At 74.5% G+C, this 17,913-nt stretch carries 18 protein-coding genes; 6 read left to right on the forward strand and 12 right to left on the reverse strand.

Annotated elements, in window-relative coordinates:
- The first annotated feature begins 8 nt into the window (after window positions 1-8).
- Entirely contained in the window at window positions 9-2,501 is a 2,493-nt protein-coding gene (gene pepN, locus IEZ12_RS15270; RefSeq protein WP_189272523.1) for an aminopeptidase N, read from the forward strand.
- 68 nt (window positions 2,502-2,569) lie between these two features.
- On the opposite strand, the gene IEZ12_RS15275 is transcribed toward pepN, so the two are convergent.
- Window positions 2,570-3,472 (reverse strand): hypothetical protein, encoded by a 903-nt coding sequence (locus IEZ12_RS15275; protein WP_189272524.1) that lies wholly within the window; start codon window positions 3,470-3,472, stop codon window positions 2,570-2,572.
- A 298-nt stretch (window positions 3,473-3,770) separates the two neighbouring features.
- Here IEZ12_RS15275 and IEZ12_RS15280 point away from each other — a divergent pair, with 298 nt between their 5' ends.
- On the forward strand, window positions 3,771-4,283 hold the full coding sequence (locus IEZ12_RS15280; RefSeq protein ID WP_189272525.1) for an SsgA family sporulation/cell division regulator: 513 nt from the start codon (window positions 3,771-3,773) through the stop codon (window positions 4,281-4,283).
- Here the strand turns inward: IEZ12_RS15280 and IEZ12_RS15285 are convergent.
- The 3 genes from IEZ12_RS15285 to IEZ12_RS15295 form a co-directional block, all read right to left on the reverse strand.
- Complete coding sequence (locus IEZ12_RS15285) at window positions 4,280-5,614, reverse strand: sigma-54-dependent transcriptional regulator family protein (protein ID WP_189272526.1); 1,335 nt, start codon at window positions 5,612-5,614, stop codon at window positions 4,280-4,282. The two genes, IEZ12_RS15280 and IEZ12_RS15285, sit on opposite strands and share 4 nt — an antisense overlap.
- 119 nt (window positions 5,615-5,733) lie before the next feature.
- Entirely contained in the window at window positions 5,734-6,723 is a 990-nt protein-coding gene (locus IEZ12_RS15290) for a M56 family metallopeptidase (RefSeq protein WP_189272527.1), read from the reverse strand.
- Window positions 6,720-7,088 (reverse strand): BlaI/MecI/CopY family transcriptional regulator, encoded by a 369-nt coding sequence (locus tag IEZ12_RS15295; protein ID WP_189272528.1) that lies wholly within the window; start codon window positions 7,086-7,088, stop codon window positions 6,720-6,722. The genes IEZ12_RS15290 and IEZ12_RS15295 overlap by 4 nt, the downstream gene beginning before the upstream one ends.
- Before the next feature lie 189 nt (window positions 7,089-7,277).
- Here IEZ12_RS15295 and IEZ12_RS15300 point away from each other — a divergent pair, with 189 nt between their 5' ends.
- The 4 genes from IEZ12_RS15300 to IEZ12_RS15315 all read left to right on the forward strand — a co-directional run bounded on the left by IEZ12_RS15300 (window position 7,278) and on the right by IEZ12_RS15315 (window position 11,153).
- On the forward strand, window positions 7,278-7,916 hold the full coding sequence (locus IEZ12_RS15300) for a phosphatase PAP2 family protein (protein WP_189272529.1): 639 nt from the start codon (window positions 7,278-7,280) through the stop codon (window positions 7,914-7,916).
- Between the two features lie 96 nt (window positions 7,917-8,012).
- The gene (locus IEZ12_RS15305; protein ID WP_189272530.1) at window positions 8,013-9,134 is read left to right on the forward strand and encodes a TIGR03364 family FAD-dependent oxidoreductase; all 1,122 of its coding nucleotides are present in this window, start codon (window positions 8,013-8,015) and stop codon (window positions 9,132-9,134) included.
- Window positions 9,135-9,168: 34 nt separating this feature from the next.
- Window positions 9,169-9,849, forward strand: coding sequence for a phosphonatase-like hydrolase (locus IEZ12_RS15310; RefSeq protein ID WP_189272531.1), 681 nt, complete (start codon window positions 9,169-9,171; stop codon window positions 9,847-9,849).
- 92 nt (window positions 9,850-9,941) lie between these two features.
- Window positions 9,942-11,153 carry a glycoside hydrolase family 3 N-terminal domain-containing protein gene (locus IEZ12_RS15315; RefSeq protein WP_189272532.1) on the forward strand — a complete coding sequence of 404 codons (1,212 nt, stop codon included), beginning with the start codon at window positions 9,942-9,944 and terminating at the stop codon, window positions 11,151-11,153.
- Between the two features lie 57 nt (window positions 11,154-11,210).
- On the opposite strand, the gene IEZ12_RS15320 is transcribed toward IEZ12_RS15315, so the two are convergent.
- The 8 genes from IEZ12_RS15320 to IEZ12_RS15355 form a co-directional block, all read right to left on the reverse strand.
- Window positions 11,211-11,777 carry a DUF6584 family protein gene (locus IEZ12_RS15320; protein WP_189272533.1) on the reverse strand — a complete coding sequence of 189 codons (567 nt, stop codon included), beginning with the start codon at window positions 11,775-11,777 and terminating at the stop codon, window positions 11,211-11,213.
- Between the two features lie 64 nt (window positions 11,778-11,841).
- Complete coding sequence (locus IEZ12_RS15325; protein WP_189272534.1) at window positions 11,842-12,354, reverse strand: DUF6584 family protein; 513 nt, start codon at window positions 12,352-12,354, stop codon at window positions 11,842-11,844.
- Window positions 12,355-12,405: 51 nt separating this feature from the next.
- Window positions 12,406-12,726: a DMT family transporter gene (locus IEZ12_RS15330; protein ID WP_189272535.1), complete on the reverse strand. Its 321-nt coding sequence runs from the start codon at window positions 12,724-12,726 to the stop codon at window positions 12,406-12,408.
- Window positions 12,726-13,394: an HAD family hydrolase gene (locus IEZ12_RS15335; RefSeq protein ID WP_189272536.1), complete on the reverse strand. Its 669-nt coding sequence runs from the start codon at window positions 13,392-13,394 to the stop codon at window positions 12,726-12,728. The genes IEZ12_RS15330 and IEZ12_RS15335 overlap by 1 nt, the downstream gene beginning before the upstream one ends.
- Before the next feature lie 249 nt (window positions 13,395-13,643).
- On the reverse strand, window positions 13,644-14,711 hold the full coding sequence (locus IEZ12_RS15340; RefSeq protein WP_189272537.1) for an ABC transporter ATP-binding protein: 1,068 nt from the start codon (window positions 14,709-14,711) through the stop codon (window positions 13,644-13,646).
- A 22-nt stretch (window positions 14,712-14,733) separates the two neighbouring features.
- Window positions 14,734-15,561, reverse strand: a complete 828-nt coding sequence (locus tag IEZ12_RS15345) for an ABC transporter permease (RefSeq protein ID WP_189272538.1) — start codon at window positions 15,559-15,561, stop codon at window positions 14,734-14,736.
- A complete protein-coding gene (locus IEZ12_RS15350; RefSeq protein WP_189272539.1) occupies window positions 15,549-16,508 on the reverse strand; it encodes an ABC transporter permease in 960 nt (319 codons plus the stop codon). The genes IEZ12_RS15345 and IEZ12_RS15350 overlap by 13 nt, the downstream gene beginning before the upstream one ends.
- An 8-nt stretch (window positions 16,509-16,516) precedes the next feature.
- Entirely contained in the window at window positions 16,517-17,683 is a 1,167-nt protein-coding gene (locus tag IEZ12_RS15355; RefSeq protein ID WP_189272540.1) for an ABC transporter substrate-binding protein, read from the reverse strand.
- Between the last annotated feature and the right edge of the window lie 230 nt (window positions 17,684-17,913).

Here is a 17,913-nt window from a genome sequence, read left to right on the forward strand (position 1 = left end):
ATGCAGTCATGCCAGCACTGCAACGAGCCGAAGCAACTGTCCGTGCCCGCCTGTTGGAGGTCCGCGGCTACACCGTCCACCTCGACCTGACCCGCGGACCCGAGCGGTTCGGCAGCACCACCGTGATCCGGTTCGGATGCGCCGAGCCCGGCAGCGACAGCTTCGTCGACCTGGAACCGGCCGCGCTGCACCGCGCCGTCCTGAACGGGCAGCCGCTGGACGTGACCGCCCTGGACGGCAACCGACTCGCGCTGCCCGGCCTGCGCGCCGAGAACGAGCTGCTCATCGACGCCGAGATGCGCTACTCGCGCACTGGCGAGGGGCTGCACCGCTACACCGACCCCGCCGACGACGCCGTCTACCTGTACGCCACCTGCGGCCCCGACCTGGCGGCCAAGGTCTTCGCCTGCTTCGACCAGCCGGACCTGAAGGCCCCGATCACCCTCACCGCCACCGCCCCCGACGACTGGACGCTGGTCTCCAACGGCGCACCGGTCAAGTCCGACGGCGGCCAGTGGGAGTTCGTCGCCACCAAGCCGATCTCCACCTACCTGTTCACCGTGGTCGCCGGCCCGCTGCACTCGGTGTACGGCGAGCACGACGGCATCCCGCTCGGCCTGCACGCCCGCCGCTCGCTGGCCGCCGAGCTCGACCGCGAGGCCCCCGAGCTGTTCGAGGTGACCGCCGCCTCCTTCGACCGGCTGCACGAACTCTTCGACGAGCGCTACCCGTTCGGCGAGTACCACCAGGCGTTCGTGCCCGAGTTCAACTGGGGCGCGATGGAGAACCCCGGCTGCGTGGTCTTCCGCGACGAGATGCTGTTCCGCTCCCCGGCCACCGAGGCCGAACACGAGCGCCGCGCCATGGTGGTCTGCCACGAGATGGCCCACATGTGGTTCGGCGACCTGGTCACCATGCGCTGGTGGGACGACCTGTGGCTGAACGAGTCGTTCGCCGAGATGCTCGGCTACCGGATCGCCGCCGAATCCACCCGCTTCACCGGCACCTGGACCGGCTTCTCCGTGCAGCGCAAGGGCTGGGGCTACGACGCCGACCAGCGCGCCTCCACCCACCCGGTGGCCGGCAACGGCACCCGCTCGGTCGCCGAAGCCATGGTCAACTTCGACGGCATCTCCTACGCCAAGGGCGCGTCCGCGCTGCGCCAGCTGGTCGCCTGGCTCGGCGACGAGGCGTTCTTCGCCGGCCTCAACGCCTACTTCGCCGACCACCTGTACGGCAACGCCGAACTGCCCGACTTCCTGGCCGCGCTCGCCGCCGCCAGCGGCCGCGACGTGCACGGCTGGGCCGAGAGCTGGCTGCGCACCAGCGGCGTCGACACCCTGCGCGCGGAGACCGAGCGCGCCGCCGACGGCGCCCTGACCGCGCTCACCGTGGTCAACGAGGGCGAGCGTCCGCACCTGATCCAGGTCGGCGGCTACCGGATCGAGGGCGGCCGCGTCGTCCCCGCCGGCCGCGTCGCCGTCGAGCTCGGCCCCGGCCGCCGGGTCGTCGTGCCCGCCCTGGTCGAGGCCGGCGCCCAGCTGGTCGTCCCCAACGACGGCGACCTCACCTGGGCCAAGATCCGCCTGGACGCGCACTCCTGGCAGCTCGTCACCGAATCGCTGTCCGCCGTCGAGGACGACGTCACCCGCGCCGTGCTCTGGGCCCACGCCCGCGACCTGGTCCGGGACGCCGAACTCGACCCGGCCGCCTACCTCGGCCTGATGGAACGCCACCTGCCCGCCGAGAACGTCGACTCCATCGTCGAAGCGGTGCTCACCTTCGCCCACGTCCACATCGTCGGCCGCCACCTGACCGGCGCCCGCCGCACCGAAGGCCTCGCCGCGATCAGCCGCACCGCCCGCGCCCTGCTCGCCGGCGACAGCAGCGACGGCATCCGGCTGGCCGCCCTGCGCGCCGCGGTCGAGACCTCCGGCGGCGAACCGCAACTCGCCGAACTGCGCGGCTGGCTGACCGGCGAGAGCGTTCCCGCCGGGCTGGCGATCGGCCCCGAGCTGCGCTGGGCGGGCCTGGCCCGACTGGCCTCGCTCGGCGAACTCGACGAACCGCAGATCGCCGCCGAGCTCGCCCGCGAACCCGGCACCGAGGCCGAGTTCGGCGCCGCGCGCTGCCGGGCCGCCCTCCCCGGGAGCGCGACCAAGGCCGCGGCCTGGCAGGACCTGTTCACGCCCGACGCGATGTCCAACCGCGTGCTGGAGGCCACCGCCCGCGGGTTCTGGACCTCCGGCTCCGACGACGAGATGGGCGCGTACGCGCTGCGCTACTTCGAACGGATCGGCGAGGCCGCCCGGCGCGGCGACATCGTCTCCCGACTGCTCGGCGAGACCCTGTACCCCGTCGCCCACGCCACCCCCGAGGTGCTGAGCGCCGCGGAACAGGCTCTCGCTGCACCGGAGTTGACGCCCTCGCTGCGCCGCAACCTGGCGGACTGCACCGACGACCTGCGACGCACTCGCGCGGTGCGGGCGGCCTTCGAGTAAGGGATGACCACCAGGGGCTCGTGGGGGCACAGGCTGGGAGGTGCCCCCACGAGCCCCTGGCGGGGCTGTCAGAAGCTGCCGCGGGCCGCGACTGCGCGGGTGGTGGGGAGGGCGAAGGCGGAGGCGGTCCAGGTTTCGGGGGTGGCGGGGGTGGGGGCGGCGATCGCTCCGGTGACGGTGAAGGTGTAGGTGCCCGGGGGGAGCGGCTGGTCGGAGGGGGTGGTGAAGCGGTAGATCAGGGTGTCGCGTTCCAGGGCGACGGTGGCGACCGCGCCCGGGAGGTCGGTGGCGGGGACGGTGCCGGGGAGGGCGGCCGGGCGGATGAGGCGGAACTCGACCTGGAGGGCCGTCATCGTCTCGTCGAGTCGGAGCTGCACGACGTGCCGGGTGCCGGTGCGGCCCAGTGCGTCCACCCGGGCCGTGCCGCTGAGCGGTTGGGGCAGGGTGGGGTCCGGTTCGGGTCGCGGCGAGGCGGAGGGGGACGGGGCGAGCGGCGTGCCGCTGTCGCTCGCGGAGGGGGACGGCGACGCGGACGCGGTGGGCGCGGTGGGGCTGCTGACCGACGGCGAGGGCGTCGGGGCCGCCGGACGGCTCGTCGCGACGGCCGGGCGGGCGGCGGTGCGGGTCGGGCCGGGGAGCGGGGAGGCGGTCGCGGTGCCGAGCGCCGGGACCGGGACGGCCTGGGTGCCGACGGGCTCCTCGACGGGGGTGGCGTCGGCGGTCGGTGCGGAGGCGTCGGGGCTGGGCACGGGCGGGCCGCCGACGGTCACGCCCGGGCGGCGGCCGATCTGCTGCTGCTCGTTCAGGAGCCAGGTGGTGGCCAGGCTGATCCCGACCACGGTGGACATCGCCATCGCCGCGCCGGAGAACCGGATGGTGGGCAGCCGCAGTCGGCCGCCGAAGGGCCGGGGCCGGCCGTGCCGTCCGGTCCGGCCCGCGGTGACGGGCCGGGAGTGCTCGCGGAGCGCCACCGGGCTCCCCTTCCTGGGTCTGGTCCGCGTCCGACGTCCGGTCCGAACGCGACGCCGCACCCGGTGCCGCCGGGGTGCCCGGGCGAACGGCGCGTGAGGGACGAGAATATCAGCGGACTGACGGACCGCCAGATCCTCGGACCGAACCGGGGTGCGAATCGGGACGTTGCGGTCCGGGGGCGGCGGATGGCCGGAACAGGCCGTTCGAAAGTGCGCGTGCAACCCCCTGCAACCGTTGCAGGCGCCGGTGCGCGGGGCCAGGCTGGGCGGAGACCCAGCACGCCTCGGAGAGACCGTCATGCCGCGCGATCCGCTGTCCGCCCCGTCCGACCAGCCGCTCGCCGCCACCCCCGCCGGCGGCGAGCAGGCCGTGGCCGCCGAGCCCCGTGCGGTGGAGGAGGTGCTGGTGCTGCGGATCGCGCTGGACGAGGAGCAGCTCGGCGAGGTGCGCACCCGGTTCCGCTACGACGCGGCCGCGCCGTACGAGGTTCGCCTGACCTTCCACGTCGGCCGACCCGACGAGGCGGACTGGGTGTTCTCCCGCGAGCTGCTGCGCGACGGCCTGGACTCGCTCAGCGGCCAGGGCGACGTCAAGCTGTGGCCCACCCACTGCCCGTGCCACGGCCTCACCCTGCATGTGGCGCTGGAGTCCCCGCACGGCAGCGCGCTGCTGGAGGTGTCCCGGCCGCAGGCGAAGGCCTGGCTGGAGCGCACCTACCGGCTCGTTCCGGACGGTCGGGAGGCCGAAGTGCTGCCCAGCGACGAGGAGTTGACGCGGCTGCTGACCCAGGGCGGGTCCGGCGCGCTTTAGGGCCGCGCCGCCCCGGGGGCCGTCGGCAGGCGCAGCACGCCGCGGGCCAGGTCGGCCCGCAGGGCGCGGACGGCCGGGGAGGCCGAGCCGGGGAGCAGGTCGTAGGGGTCGTCCGGTCCGTGCACCGTCACCTGGGCGCAGGCGGACAGGCGGTACGGCCGGGCCTCCAGGAGCGGGCCCAGGTGCCGGCGGAGGCGGGAGAGTTCGGCGCGCACGGTGACGGTGCGGCCGGGGTCGGCGAACAGCGCCTCGGCGAGTTCGGCGGCGCTCAGGCCGTCCCGGTGCAGGCCCAGCATCAGGAGCAGCTCGGTGTGCCGGGGGCTCGGGGTGTGCGACCAGCAGCCGGCGCTGCCGCTGACCCGGAGTTCCGGCCGGTCGGTGCGGCGCAGGTCCAGTTCGACCAGGCCGGGGCCGGAGTGCGCGGCGGGGTCGGCGGGCTGCGGCGCGGACGGGCGGATCAGCCAGCCGTCGGCCAGCGGCTCCACCGTGCACTCGCCGAGCGTCGGCACCCAGTGCACGCTGCTGCCCTCCCAGCTCTCCGCGGGCAGGGCCAGCCGGGGCGGGGCGGGGACGCCGACCGCGGCGGCCGTCCAGCCGGCCGGGTCGACGACCAGGGCGGGGCCGCCGAAGCGGGCCAGCAGCGGCACCGCGACGGTGCGCAGGTGGTGCAGTGCCTCCAGGTGGGCGGCGCGCAGCTCGGTCTCGGCGAGGCGGGCGGCGGTCAGCGCGAGCTGCCGCAGGTAGTGGTGGTCGCCGACGGCCGGGCCGCTGAGGTCGACCACGCCGGCCGGGCGGCCGGTGCGCGGGTCGCGGATCGGCGCGCCGAAGCAGGACCAGTGGTGGTGGCTGCGCAGGTAGTGCTCGGCGGAGTGCACCTGGGCGGGCCGGGCGGTGCGGGCGGCCAGGCCGATGGCGTTGGTGCCGACCTCGTCCTCGGACCAGAGCGCGCCCTGTTCCAAGCCGATCGCGTCCACGGCGCGGCGCAGCCGCTGCTCGCCGTCCATCCACAGGATCCGGGCCTTCGGGTCGGAGACCGCGAGCACCAGCGGCGTGGAGTCGCCGGGCACGAACAGGGTGGAGCGGAGCACCGGCAGGACCGCGGCCAGGCCGGTGGCGCGGCGCAGCTCCTCCAGTTCGGCGGGCGCCACCCGGTGGCTCTCGCGGGGGCGTTCCGGGTCCATGCCGAGGCGGCGCAGCCGGGCCCAGGAGTCCTCGATCTCCGGGCGGACCGGGTGGTCGCCGGGGGCGGGCCGCTCGCCGGCCATGGTCCGGTCGTAGGCCCGGGCGTGCGCGCGGGCGGACGGGCGGGGGCTTCTGGTGCCGTGCTGCATGGGTACCCCCGTCTCGACGTCGGCTGTCAGCGTAGGCCGGTCGACGTGGACACGCCGAGCCGGGCAGAAGATGTCGTGCACGCGGCGGGCGCCGGTGCAGACTGGTCGGTTCCGCCCGGTCAGCGGTGCTGTGCGGGGCGCTCGCCCTGGGCGGTCTCGACGGCCCGGTGGAGGTCGTGGCCGGCCTCCGCGGTGGTGACCGCGGTGGCGGCCAGGCAGCCGGCCAGGGCGAGCGCGGCCAGCGTGCGGACGGTGCGGCGGTGGCGCGGCGGGGCGGGGGTGAGCAGGGCCCGGACCCGGCGCGGCACCGGGCCGCCGGCCGCCGCGGGGGCCAGCCGGGGGCGCGGGGCGGCCGGGTGGCGGGCGGTGGCGAGGGCGGCCCGGCCGATGGCGCGGGCGGTGAGCGCCCGGTCGCCGACCTCGACGGCGGCGCACTCGTCGGCCCAGCGCTCCAGGTGGTAGCCGAGCGCGCCGCGCAGCGGCCGCAGCGCCGGGTGGCAGGCGGCGGCGTACTCGGCGGCGGCCAGCAGCAGGTGGTGGCGGCCGGCCAGGTGGGCGCGTTCGTGGGCGAGCAGCGCGGCCCGCTCGGGGGCGCTGAGCGCGGCCAGCATGCCGGTGGTGGCGACGATCCGCGGCGGGCGGCCGGGCAGCGCGTAGGCATCGGCGCGATCGTCGTCGAGCACGGTGAGCGCGGTGGCCGGGCCGGTGCGGCGCAGTCGTTCGCGCAGGCCGACGGGGGCGTCGCCGATGGCGCGGCGGGCCCGGCGCAGGTCGGCGAGCTGGTGGTGGGCGGTGCGGCCGGCGAGCGCGCCGATCAGCAGCAGGGCGAGCACGGCGGCGGTGGCGGCGGGCGCCCACTGCGTCCCGGTCAGCGCGTCGGGCAGGCGGCGGGCAGGGGAGAAGTGGGCGAGGGCGGCGGCGTACGGCAGGTGCAGCAGGCCGGTGACGGCGAGCAGGCCGAGCGAGGCCAGGGCGGCGGTGCCGAGCGCGGCGGCGGTGGCGGCCAGGGTGAGCGCGGCGGCGCGCGGGGCGAGCTGCTCGGCGAGTCGGCGGGCCAGCGGGGCGGCGAGCAGCGGCAGCAGCAGCGGGATCCAGACGGCGAGGGTCACGGTTGGTCCCCGAGCAGGTCGCGCAGCAGTCGCTCGTCCTCGTCGGACAGGTCGGAGACGAACCGGGCGAGGACGGTGGAGCGGTCGCGGCCGCGGTCGAGCTCGGTGCGCATCCGGCGGGCGGCGAGGCCGTCGGCGTCCTGGACGGTGGGGGTGTAGGCGAAGGACCGGCCGGCCTTGCTGCGGGCGACGGTGCCCTTCTCGTGCAGCCTGGCCAGGATGGTGGCGACCGTGGTGCGGGCCAGGTCGGCGTCGACGGCGTCCTGCGCCTGTTGGGGGGTGAGCGGGGCGCCGGCGGCCCAGAGGGCGGCGAGCACCTGGGCCTCAAGCTCTCCTGCCGGGCGACGGGCGGGTGAATCCGTCATGTCGCGCGAACCTCCGGGATTCGTCTACAGTCCTGTCGATCGACGTCTACAACACTGTAGACGCACGGGGGTGGCCCGCGATCGGCCACCCCCACGGTAACGGGAGGTCCGCCAGCCTTGCCCCAGTCACTCCTGCTCGGAACCGCGAACGAGCCGTCCGCGGTGTCCGTTCTGGTACATGTTGTCCCTGTGACTCCGAACGTTCATCCCTCCGCCCGCCTGCTCGCCTACGACGGCAGCGGCATCGACGGCAGCCTCTACACCCGGATCACCGGGTGGGCCGAGTCCGCCCCGCACTGGTTCGACCAGCTGACCAAGGAGTGGTCCGCGTACGGCCTCGCGGTGTTCGCGCTGCTGATGGTGTGGGGCTGGTGGCGGGCCCGGGCCGCCGACTCGGTGATGATGGCGCGGGTGCTGGCCTCGCCGCTGATCGTGGTGGCCGCGTACCTGGTCAACTCGGTCTTCAAGGGGATCGTCGAGGAGAACCGGCCCTGTCAGCAGATCCCGGGCAGCTTCACCATCGAGGCCTGCCCGGCCCCCGGCGACTGGTCCTTCCCCAGCAACCACACGGTGATCGCGTTCGCCGCCGCCGCCGCGCTCTGGTACGCCGACCGCCGACTCGGCCTGCTCGGCCTGCTCGCCGCCGTGCTGATGGGCGCCTCCCGGGTCTGGGTCGGCGCGCACTACCCGCACGACGTGGCCGTGGCCGCGGTGGTCGGCGTCCTGGTGGCGCTCCCGCTGGCCGCGCTGGCCGGCCGCGCCGCGCCGCTGGTCGACCGGCTGCGCACCGGCCCGCTCGGCCCCGTGCTCGGCGCCGGAGCGGCGTAGCCGCGCGCAGGTTGTATGGACAACTCTTGCGGGCGGTTCACCTGCCCGACGGGAGCCGGACGACCTGCGGCCACCTCGACGCCCGAGCCTGTCCGCATGAAGGTAATCGTCGTAGGAGCAGGCGTGCTGGGCACCATGCACGCCTGGCAGGCCGTCGAGCGCGGCCACGAGGTCGTCCACCTGGAGCGCGAGGCCGAGGCGCGCGGCGCCTCCGTCCGCAACTTCGGACTGGTCTGGGTCAGCGGCCGCGCCGCCGGTGAGGAACTCGAGGTCGCGCTGCGCGCCCGCGAACTGTGGGAGCAGATCGGCGCCCGCGTCCCCGGCCTGTGGTTCCGCCCCAACGGCTCGCTCACGCTGGCCCGCACCGAGGCCGAGCTGGCCGTCGCCGAAGCCGCCGTGCAGCTGCCCGACGCCGCCGCCCGCGGCTACCGGCTGCTGGACGCCGACCAGGTCCGCGCCGTCAACCCGGCGCTGCGCGGCAGCTTCCTCGGCGGCCTGCACTGCACCCGCGACGGCGCCGTCGAGTCCCGGGTCGCCCAGCCCGCGCTGCGCGCCGCGCTGGAGGCCACCGGCCGCTACACCTTCCTGCCCGGACGCGAGGTCCGCGAGGTGGTCGGCGCCGCCGCCGTCCGCGACGACCACGGGCAGCTGCACCAGGGCGACCAGGTGATCCTGTGCACCGGCGCCTGGCTCGGCGGCCTGGTCCGCGAACTCGCCCCCGACCTGCCGGTGCGCCGGGTGCGCCTGCAGATGATGCAGACCGACCCGCTGGACGAGACCCTCACCACCTCGGTCGCCGACGGCGACTCGTTCCGCTACTACCCCGCCTTCGCCGGCCCCGAGCTGGACGCGCTGCGCGCCTCCCAGCCGCAGTCGCCGGTCGCCGCCGAGCACAAGATGCAGCTGCTGATGGTCCAGCGCAAGGACGGCGGCCTCACCATCGGCGACACCCACGAGTACGACCAGCCGTTCGGCTTCGACGTGGTCGAGGACCCGTACGAGCACGTCGCCGAGGTCGCCGAGGCGCTGCTCGGCCGGCCGCTGCCGAAGATCCGCCGCCGCTGGGCCGGCGTCTACGCCCAGTGCCTGGACAGCACCCGGGTGGTGCACCGCCAGCAGGTCGCCGAGGGCGCCTGGCTGGTCACCGGCCCCGGCGGGCGCGGCATGACCTGCTCGCCCGCGATCGCCGAGACCACGGCGAACCTCGCCGGCCTCTGAGCCTCCCCCTCCCGTTCGACTGCAAGGGCAGAACATGACCACGCACGATGTGTCCCTGGTGGTGCTCGACATGGCCGGCACCACCGTCGCCGACGACGGCCTGGTGGAGCTCGCCTTCGAGGCCGCCGCCCGCTCCCAGGGCGTCGAGCCCGGCAGCCCCGAGCACGCCACGATGCTGGCGCACGTCCGCGCCACCATGGGCGAGTCCAAGATCTCGGTGTTCCGTCACCTGTTCGGCGACGAGGACCGCGCCCAGGCCGCCAACCTGGCCTTCGAGGCCGGCTACGACAGCCTGGTCGGCCAGGGCCGCTGCGAGGCGCTGCCCGGCGCCGCCGAGGCGATCGCCGAGCTGCGCGGCCAGGGCCGGAAGGTCGTCCTCACCACCGGCTTCTCCCGGACCACCCAGGACAGCATCCTGGCGGCCCTCGGCTGGCAGGACGTCGCCGACCTGACGCTGTGCCCCGCCGACGCGGGCCGCGGCCGCCCCTACCCCGACATGGTGCTCACCGCGCTGCTGCGCACCCGCACCGACTCGGTCCGGCAGATCGCGGTGGCCGGCGACACCGGCTACGACATGCTCACCGGCGCCCGGGCGGGCGCGTCCGTAGTGGCGGGCGTGCTCACCGGCGCCCACGACGAGGCCCGGCTGCGTGCCGACGGCGCCACCCACGTGCTGGGCTCGATCGCCGAGCTGCCCGCGGTGCTGCGCGGCTGACGCCGCGTCAATGCTCCGTACGGCCCCGGGGTGGCGACGCCCCGGGGCCGCTGGTGCTGGCTCCCGGCGTATTCACGTGCTTATCTGACGGTATGTCGCTCTCACTGAGGTCGGTCGGCCTGCTCGCTCTCGGCCTGACGCTGCTCACCGCCTGCGGATCGCCCGGAACCGGCGGCAGCAGCCCGTCGCCGGCCCCCGCGACCACCGACGCCGCGCCGACCGAGAGCCCCCTGCCCGCAAGCCCGTCGCCGAGTCCGACGACCAGCCCCGAGCCGACGCCGTCCCCCACCGCCGGGGCGAACTCCGCCGACCTCGCCGGGCAGCGGATCGTCTACTCCTATCCCGGCACCACCCCGCCCGCCGCGCTGCTGCAACGCATCCGCGAAGGCCGGGTGGCCGGAGTGATCTTCTTCGCCGAGAACGTCGGCAGCGACCCGTCCGTGCTGCGCACCGCCGTCAACCAGCTGCGGCAGGCCGAACAGCAGAGCCCGCACCCCCGGCCGCTGCTGCTGATGACCGATCAGGAGGGCGGCCTGGTCCGACGGCTGCCCGGCGGGCCCGCGCAGTCCGCGAAGGACGTCGGCCGCGCCGCCGATCCGATCGCCGCGGCCACGGCCACCGGCAACCAGGCCGCCGCGACGCTCACCGGCTTCGGACTCAACCTCAACCTGGCGCCCGTGCTCGACGTCTACCGCACCCCCGGCGACTTCGCCGACAGCGCCCAGCGCTCCTACAGCACCGACCCCGCGGTCGTCGGCAAGCTCGGCTCCGCCTTCATCAAGGCCCAGCAGGGCGCGGGCGTCGCTGCCACCGCCAAGCACTTCCCGGGCCTCGGCAGCGCCCCCGCCGGCGCCAACACCGACGAGGAACCCGTCACCCTCAACGTCCCGCTCAACCAGCTGCGCAGCGTCGACGAACGGCCCTACCAGGACGCGGTCGCCGCCGGCGTCGAACTGGTGATGCTGGCCTGGGCGATCTACCCCGCGCTCGACCCCGGCACCCCCGCCGGCCTGTCCGGCACCGTCGTCCACGACGAGCTCCGCACCCGCCTGAACTACCAGGGCGTCACCGTCACCGACGCCCTGGAGGCCAAGGCCCTCGACCCCGTCGGCGGCACCGACAAGCGCGCCCTCGCCGTCGCCCGGGCCGGGGTCGACCTGATCCTCTGCTCCGCCCGCGACGTCGGCCAGGGCGACCAGGCCGCGGCCGCCCTGGCGGGCGCGCTGGACTCCGGGGACCTCGACCGCGACGACTTCACCGCCTCCGCGGACCGGGTGGACGCGCTCCGGGACTCGCTCAAGTAGCGGACAGCGTCGGCGGGTTGAGGCAGCGTCGGCACCCTGCCGGCCTTCCGGTGGGCGTCAACCGAGCTGGTGCTGGACCAGCGCGATCAGGGCCACCCCGACGGCGATGAACAGCGTCAGCCGGAACGCGGCGACATGCATCGGCATTTCGGGCTGGCGCGGCGCGAACCGGGGGAGCGGCGCCCGGTGCACGGGTGGGCGCGGCATCGGGCGCGGCGGCAGGGGCGGGGCGACCGTCGCCGCGTCGTCCGGGTGGTCCGGCCAGTTCGGCTGCCGGCCGGTGGCCTGCCGGTGCAGGGCGGCGAGACGACGGCGGGCGAGCGGGGTCGCCGGCGGGGTGTGCTCGGGGTCGGGCCAGTGCAGGACGGCCAGGCGCCGGGCCGGGTCGCGGAACCGGCGCTCGAAGGCGGCGAATTCGTCGACGGTCAGCGACTCGTCCAGGTAGTTCCACCGACCCGACTCGTCGAGGCAGTGGATCCAGCGGTACGACCCGGCGAGGCGGTGACGGACGGCCAGGTCGGTCGGGCGGCTCTCCAGCAGGCCGCGCAGTCGGCGCCGGGCCAGGCCGAGCCGACCCTCGCGCAGGTCCGTCTCGGCCTTGGCCAGGGTGGATTCGACGCTCATGACGGTGATCGTTCCGGGCGGACGGACGAGGCGTCAATCGGCTTTCCGGCGAGGGCTCGTCCCGTCACAGGAGCCACCGGACGGTGGTGATCGCGCCGATCACGGCCGGCGCGAGGAGGACGGCCGCGACGGCCAGGCAGCCGGGCAGGAGGAAGTCCCGTGGCTCGTCCTTCGGGACCTTGTCCGCCGCGGCGATGTACAGATCGGTCCAGGCGACGGGGCCGCCGTCGCCGCCGACGGCCGTCCCGCGGAGGGCGGCGAGCCGGGCCCGGGCGGTCTCCGTCGGGGCGTGGTCCTCGGGGGCGCGCCAGCACAGGGCGATCATCCGGCGCAGCGGATCCGGGTGCCGGGCCTCGAACGCCGCGGTCTCCGCCGGGTCGGCGGACTCGTCCAGGTGGTTCCAGCGCCCCGCCTCGGCCGGCTCGCCGTACAGGCGGTACACGGCGGCCAGTCGGCGACGCACCGTCAGGTCGGTCGGGTAGTGCTCGACCAGGCTGCGCAGCCGCTGCCGGGCCATCGGGACGCGGCCCGCCGCGAGATCGGCGTCGGCGCGGGCGAGGGTGGCGTGCAGCGGCATGCAGGGATGCTCGTCGACCGGCGGCGCGGCGGTCAATCCGGTGTGCGCGGCTCAGTGGGTGGAGCGGAGGTTGAGCAGGACCACGCCGGCGATCACCAGGGCGATGCCGCACCACTGCAGCCGGCCCAGGGACTCGCCGAAGAAGGTGGCGCCGATGGCCGCCACGGCGGCCGTGCCCGCGCCGGACCAGACGGCGTAGGCGACGGAGACCGGTATGTGCTTGAGGGCGCGGCCCAGCAGGTAGAACGACAGCACGTAGCCGGCGCCGACGGCGAGGCTGGGCCACAGCCGGGAGAAGCCGTCGGTCAGCTTCAGCAGGCTGGTGGCGCAGACCTCGCCGGCTATCGCGAGCGCGAGCAGCAGGTACGGCATCAGGACGCCGGGTCGGCGGTGAGGGCGCCGAGGAAGGCGAGGTCGGCGTGTTCGAGGCTGTCCAGCACGGTGATGCCGTCGGCGGTCGGGATCGGGACGGTCGACGGCACCGCGAGGACGGCGCAGCCGGCGGCGCGCGCGGAGGCGACACCGGTCGGGGTGTCCTCGACGGCGACGCAGGCGGCCGGGGCGAGGCCGAGACGCTCGGCGGCGGCCAGGTACGGGTCCGGCGCGGGCTTGGTGCGGGGGGTGTCCTCGGCGGCGAGCGTGGTGGCGAACCAGTGCGGGCCGAGAGCGTTCAGGACGAGATCGACGACGCGGCGCGGGGACGCGGACACCAGGGCGGCGGGGATCCGTGCGTCCCGGAGCGCGGCGAGCAGGGCGAGAGCACCCGGGCGGGGGACGGTCTCGGCCTCGACCTTGGCGGCGAACGCGTTGTTCAGGTGCTCGACCAGATCGGCCTCGGGGCGGCCGGTGAGACTGCTGCGGTGCAGGTGGGCGGCGGTGTGCTCGACCGCCTGACCGAGGACCTCCGGGAGGTCGGCGTCGGTGAGGGTGAGGTCGAGCTCGGCGGCGAGTTCGGCTGCGGCCTGCCACCAGAGGTGCTCGGTGTCGACCAGGGTGCCGTCCATGTCGAACAGGACGGCGGCGGGGCGGGATGCAGGCATGGCGGTACCTTACGTGGGCTCATCGGGCGACGGGGCGCAGGGGCGTTGGGCGGTGCACCCGGCTGTCGGCGGGCGGCTGCGGCATGCTGCCTTCCGCTTCGCGCAGGTCCCCACGCCCCGGACGGGGCACGGGACTTCGGCGGCGCCGACCTTCGTGGGCACGGGACTTCGGAGTGCCGGGACTTCGGAGTGCCGGGCCCTCCGGCCCGGCGGGCGTCGTTTCTCCGACCGGGCGCGAGTCGGCGTCCGTCAGGACCTGCGGTCGACGAGGACCGGGCGGTCGGGGAGGGCGAGGGTGGCGTGGGTGCCGAGGGGGAGGGTGGCGGCGGTCTCGGTGGGGAGGTCGGACTTGATCTCGGTGCCGTCGGGGAGGCGGACGGTGAGGCGGGTGACGGCGCCGAGGAAGGAGGCGGCGATCACCTGGGCGGGGCCGTCCGCAGCGGGGGTGAGCTCGACGTTCTCGGGGCGGACCAGGACGTGCAGGTCGCCGTCCGCGGGGAGGTCGCCGTCCACGGGGTGCCGGCGGCCGAGCACTTCGACCTGACCGTCGGCCGTGCGCACGCACGGGATGCGGCTCATGGTGCCGACGAACTCGGCGACGAACGCGGTGGCCGGCCGCGAGTACAGCTCGGAGGGCGTCGCGCACTGTTCGAGCTGTCCGGCGCGCAGCACGGCGACCCGGTCGGCCATCGAGAGGGCCTCCTCCTGGTCGTGCGTCACGAACAGGGTGGTGATGCCGAGTTCCTGCTGGAGGCGGCGGATCTCCTCGCGCAGCGAGAGGCGGACCTTCGCGTCGAGCGCGGAGAGCGGCTCGTCGAGGAGCAGCACGCGCGGCTGGAGGGCGAGGGCGCGGGCCAGGGCGATGCGCTGCTGCTGACCGCCGGACATCTGGTGCGGGTAGTGCTCGGCGCGCTGCGGCAGGCCGACGAGTTCCAGCAACTCCTGGGCGCGCCGCCGGCGTTCGGCCTTGGCGACGCCGCGCATGCGCAGGCCGAAGGCGACGTTGTCGGCGGCGGTGAGGTGCGGGAAGAGGCTGTAGGACTGGAACACCATGCCGGCGTCGCGCTTGTGGGCGGGGATCCGGGTGATGTCCTCGCCGTCGACCAGGACCTCGCCGGAGTCGTGGGTCTCGAACCCGGCGAGGATGCGCAGCGCGGTGGTCTTGCCGCAGCCGGACGGGCCGAGCAGGGCCAGGAGTTCGCCCGGCTCGACCGTCAGGTCGAGGCCGTCGAGGGCGGTGGTGGTGCCGAACTGCCGCCGCAGCGAGCGGAATTCGACGGTGGCGCTGGTGGTGGGGGCGACGGTGGCGGTGCTCATGGGTGGTGGTCTCCGGGGAGGCTCAGGAGGCGGTGGCGGTCTTGTGGCGGCGCTCGCGGCCGGCGGCGGCCAGCAGGAGCAGCAGCACCCAGGTGATCAGCAGGCTGAGCACGGACACCGCGACGGACATCTGGCCCTGGCTGTTGCCGACCGAGTAGATCCACACGGCGAAGGGCTGGTAGCCGAGGATCGAGGCGGTGGTGAACTCGCCGAGGACCAGGGCCAGGGTGAGGAAGGAGGCGTTCAGCAGCGCGCCGCGCAGGTTCGGCAGGATCACCGAGAACACGGCCCGGGGCCAGCTCGCGCCGCAGTTGCGGGCGGCCTCGACCAGGGTGCGGACGTCCACGGCGCGCAGGCCGGAGTCCAGGGCGCGGTAGGCCAGCGGCAGTGCCATCAGCACGTAGGCAATCACCAGGACCAGCGGGAACTGCGGCTGCTGGACGAACACGAAGGTCTGGAAGAACGGGGTGTCCATCAGGTAGTCCGGGCCCCAGCGGAGCACGCCGATCAGGCCGGCGGTCAGGGCGACCGGCGGCACCACCAGCGGCAGGGTGCAGACCACTTCGAGCACCGGGCGGAGCTTCGGCGAGCCGAGCCGGACCGCGATCATCGCGGGCACCAGCAGGAGCAGCAGCACCACCACGGTGACGACGGCGAGTTCCAGGGTGAGAACCAGGCTGTCGGTGAAGCCGGGGGCGGACAGCAGGCCGGTGTAGGCGTCGAAGGAGATGCCGTTGACATCGTCGATCGAGAACCACACCGAGGCGGCCATCGGGATCAGGAAGTACAGGCCGGCCAGCAGCAGGACCGCCCCGCGCCAGACCCGCAGACGGGAGATCAGCTGAGCCATCGGGCACTCCGGCGCTGGAGGGGCAGGTAGACGGCCATCACCAGGACGGCGACGATGATCATGTCCAGGCTGAGCGCCAGCGCCAGGTTGCCCTGGCCGACCAGCACGTTGCCGGACAGCGCGTCGGCGATCTGACGGCTGATCAGCGGGACGGTGGCGCCGACCATAGCGGCGGCGGTGGCGTACGCGGCGAACGCCGAGCCGAACAGCAGCACGAAGCCGCCGAGCAGCGAGGGGAACAGGATCGGCAGCGCGACGTGCCGCCAGTACTGGAGGCCGGTGGCCCGGTTGTTCTGGGCGGCCTCGCGCCACTGGACCCGCAGGCCCTCCAGTGCGGGGGTGATGGTGAGCACCATCAGCGGCACCAGGAAGTACAGGTAGGCGACGGTCAGGCCGGTGAAGCTGTACAGCGACCAGCCGTGGTCGGTCAGGTGGAACATCTTGGTCAGCTCGCCGGCGTTGCCGAGGGTGGCGACGAAGGCGAACGCCAGCGGCAGGCCGCCGAAGTTGGCGAGCACGCCGGAGGCGGTCAGCACCGCCTCGCGCAGCATCCGGAACCGGGAGGTGAGCACCGCCTGGGCGATCGGCACGCCGACCGCGGTGCCGATCAGCGCGGTGAGCGCGGACAGCTTGATGCTGGACAGCAGCGCCGTCCAGTAGGCGCCCTGCACCGAGTCGGTGACGTTGGCGGTGGTGAACGAGCCCGCGCCGGTCTCCGCGTCGCTGGAGACGGTGAACGCCCCGGTGACGATGGCGACGGCCGGCAGGCCGAAGCCGATCAGGAAGAACAGCAGCAGGGGGACGGTGGCCAGCCAGGACTTGCCGCGCAGCAGGCGGCGTCCGGCGGGCTCGGGGGTGGGGGCGGTGGTGGCGGCGCCGGCGGCCACCGGGCCGCCGCTGAGGTCAGCGGCGGCCGGGGCCGGCACCGGGGTGGGAGCCGTGGTCATGTCGGTGATCAGCCCGCGATCGCCTTGGCCCAGTTCTCGGTCACGACCTTCTTGGCCGCGTCGATCTGCTCCGAGCTGGGGAAGGTGGTGAACGGCTTCTCGACGACCGGCAGCTTGGCCGCGGCGGCCGCGTCCAGGGAGCCGTCCTTCTTCATGGCGTCGAACATCGCCGGGGTGGCGTAGCCGCCCATGAAGCCGTTCTGGCCCTCGACCGAGTACAGGTACTCCATCCACAGGCGGGCGGCCGCCGGGTGCGGGGCGTCCTTGTTGATGGCCTGGTTGTAGAACTGGGCGTAGGAGCCGTCGGAGGGGATCGACACCTTCCAGTCGATGCCCTTGCCCTTGAACTCGTCGGTGTAGCCGGCGTTCAGGTACGACCAGTCGATCGAGATCGGGGTCTCGCCCTTCTCGACGGTCGCCGGGGTGGACTCCACCGGGTTGAAGTTGCCGGACTGCTTCAGCCTGGCGAAGAAGTCGATGCCGGGCTGGATGTTGTCCAGCGAACCGCCGTTGGCGAGCGCGGCCGCGTACACGCCGCCGAACGCCGAACCGGACTTGGTCGGGTTGCCGTTCAGCGCGACCTGGCCCTTGTACTCGGGCTTGAGCAGGTCGGCGAAGGTCTTCGGGCAGTTGGCGACCTTCTTGGCGTCGCAGCCGATCGAGACGTAGCCGCCGTAGTCGTTGACCCGCAGACCGGCCGGGTCCTTCATGGTGTCCGGGATCTTGTCGAAGCCCGCGACCTTGTACGGGGCGAGGAGGCCCTCCTTGGCGGCGGACAGCGCGAACGCCGAGCCCAGGTCGAGGGTGTCGGGCGCACGGTCCTGGCCCTTGCGGGACTTGACCGCGTTGATCTCGTCCTGGCTGGAGCCGTCCGGGTTCTCGTCCTCGATCTCGATGCCGTACTTCGCCTTGAAGTCGTCCATCAGCTTGCCGTAGTTGGCCCAGTCCCGGGGGAGGGTGATGACGTGCAGCTTGCCCTCCTTCTTCGCGGCGGCGACCAGGCCGTCCATGCCGCCGAAGTCGGCGAGCGAGGTGGCGGTCCTGGCGTTGCCCGAACCGCCCTTGGCGTCGCCGGACTTGGCGGTCGAGCCGGCGGAGCCGCAGGCGGAGAGGGAGAGCGCGGCAGCGGTCAGCACGGCCGCGAGGGCGGCGGCGCGGTGGCGGTGCACGGTCACGGGGAGGTCTCCTGGAGGAAGGGGAGCTGCAGAGATCACGAGAGGGTGTTCGGTGCGAAGCGCGGCATGTCGCGGCCAAGTTGGCCAGCCAACTTCCGTCGCCCGAGGTAAGTACGCCCGAGGCCGGTGACGGGAAAGTGAACGGACGGCCCAGTACAGGGGGCGGCTGTCGGAACGGTCGCGCCCGACGCCGGACGGTGCGGCGGCAGCGGCTACAGTCAATGGTGTAC

The sequence above is a fragment of the Kitasatospora griseola genome (assembly GCF_014648555.1).
GTDB lineage: Bacteria > Actinomycetota > Actinomycetes > Streptomycetales > Streptomycetaceae > Kitasatospora > Kitasatospora griseola.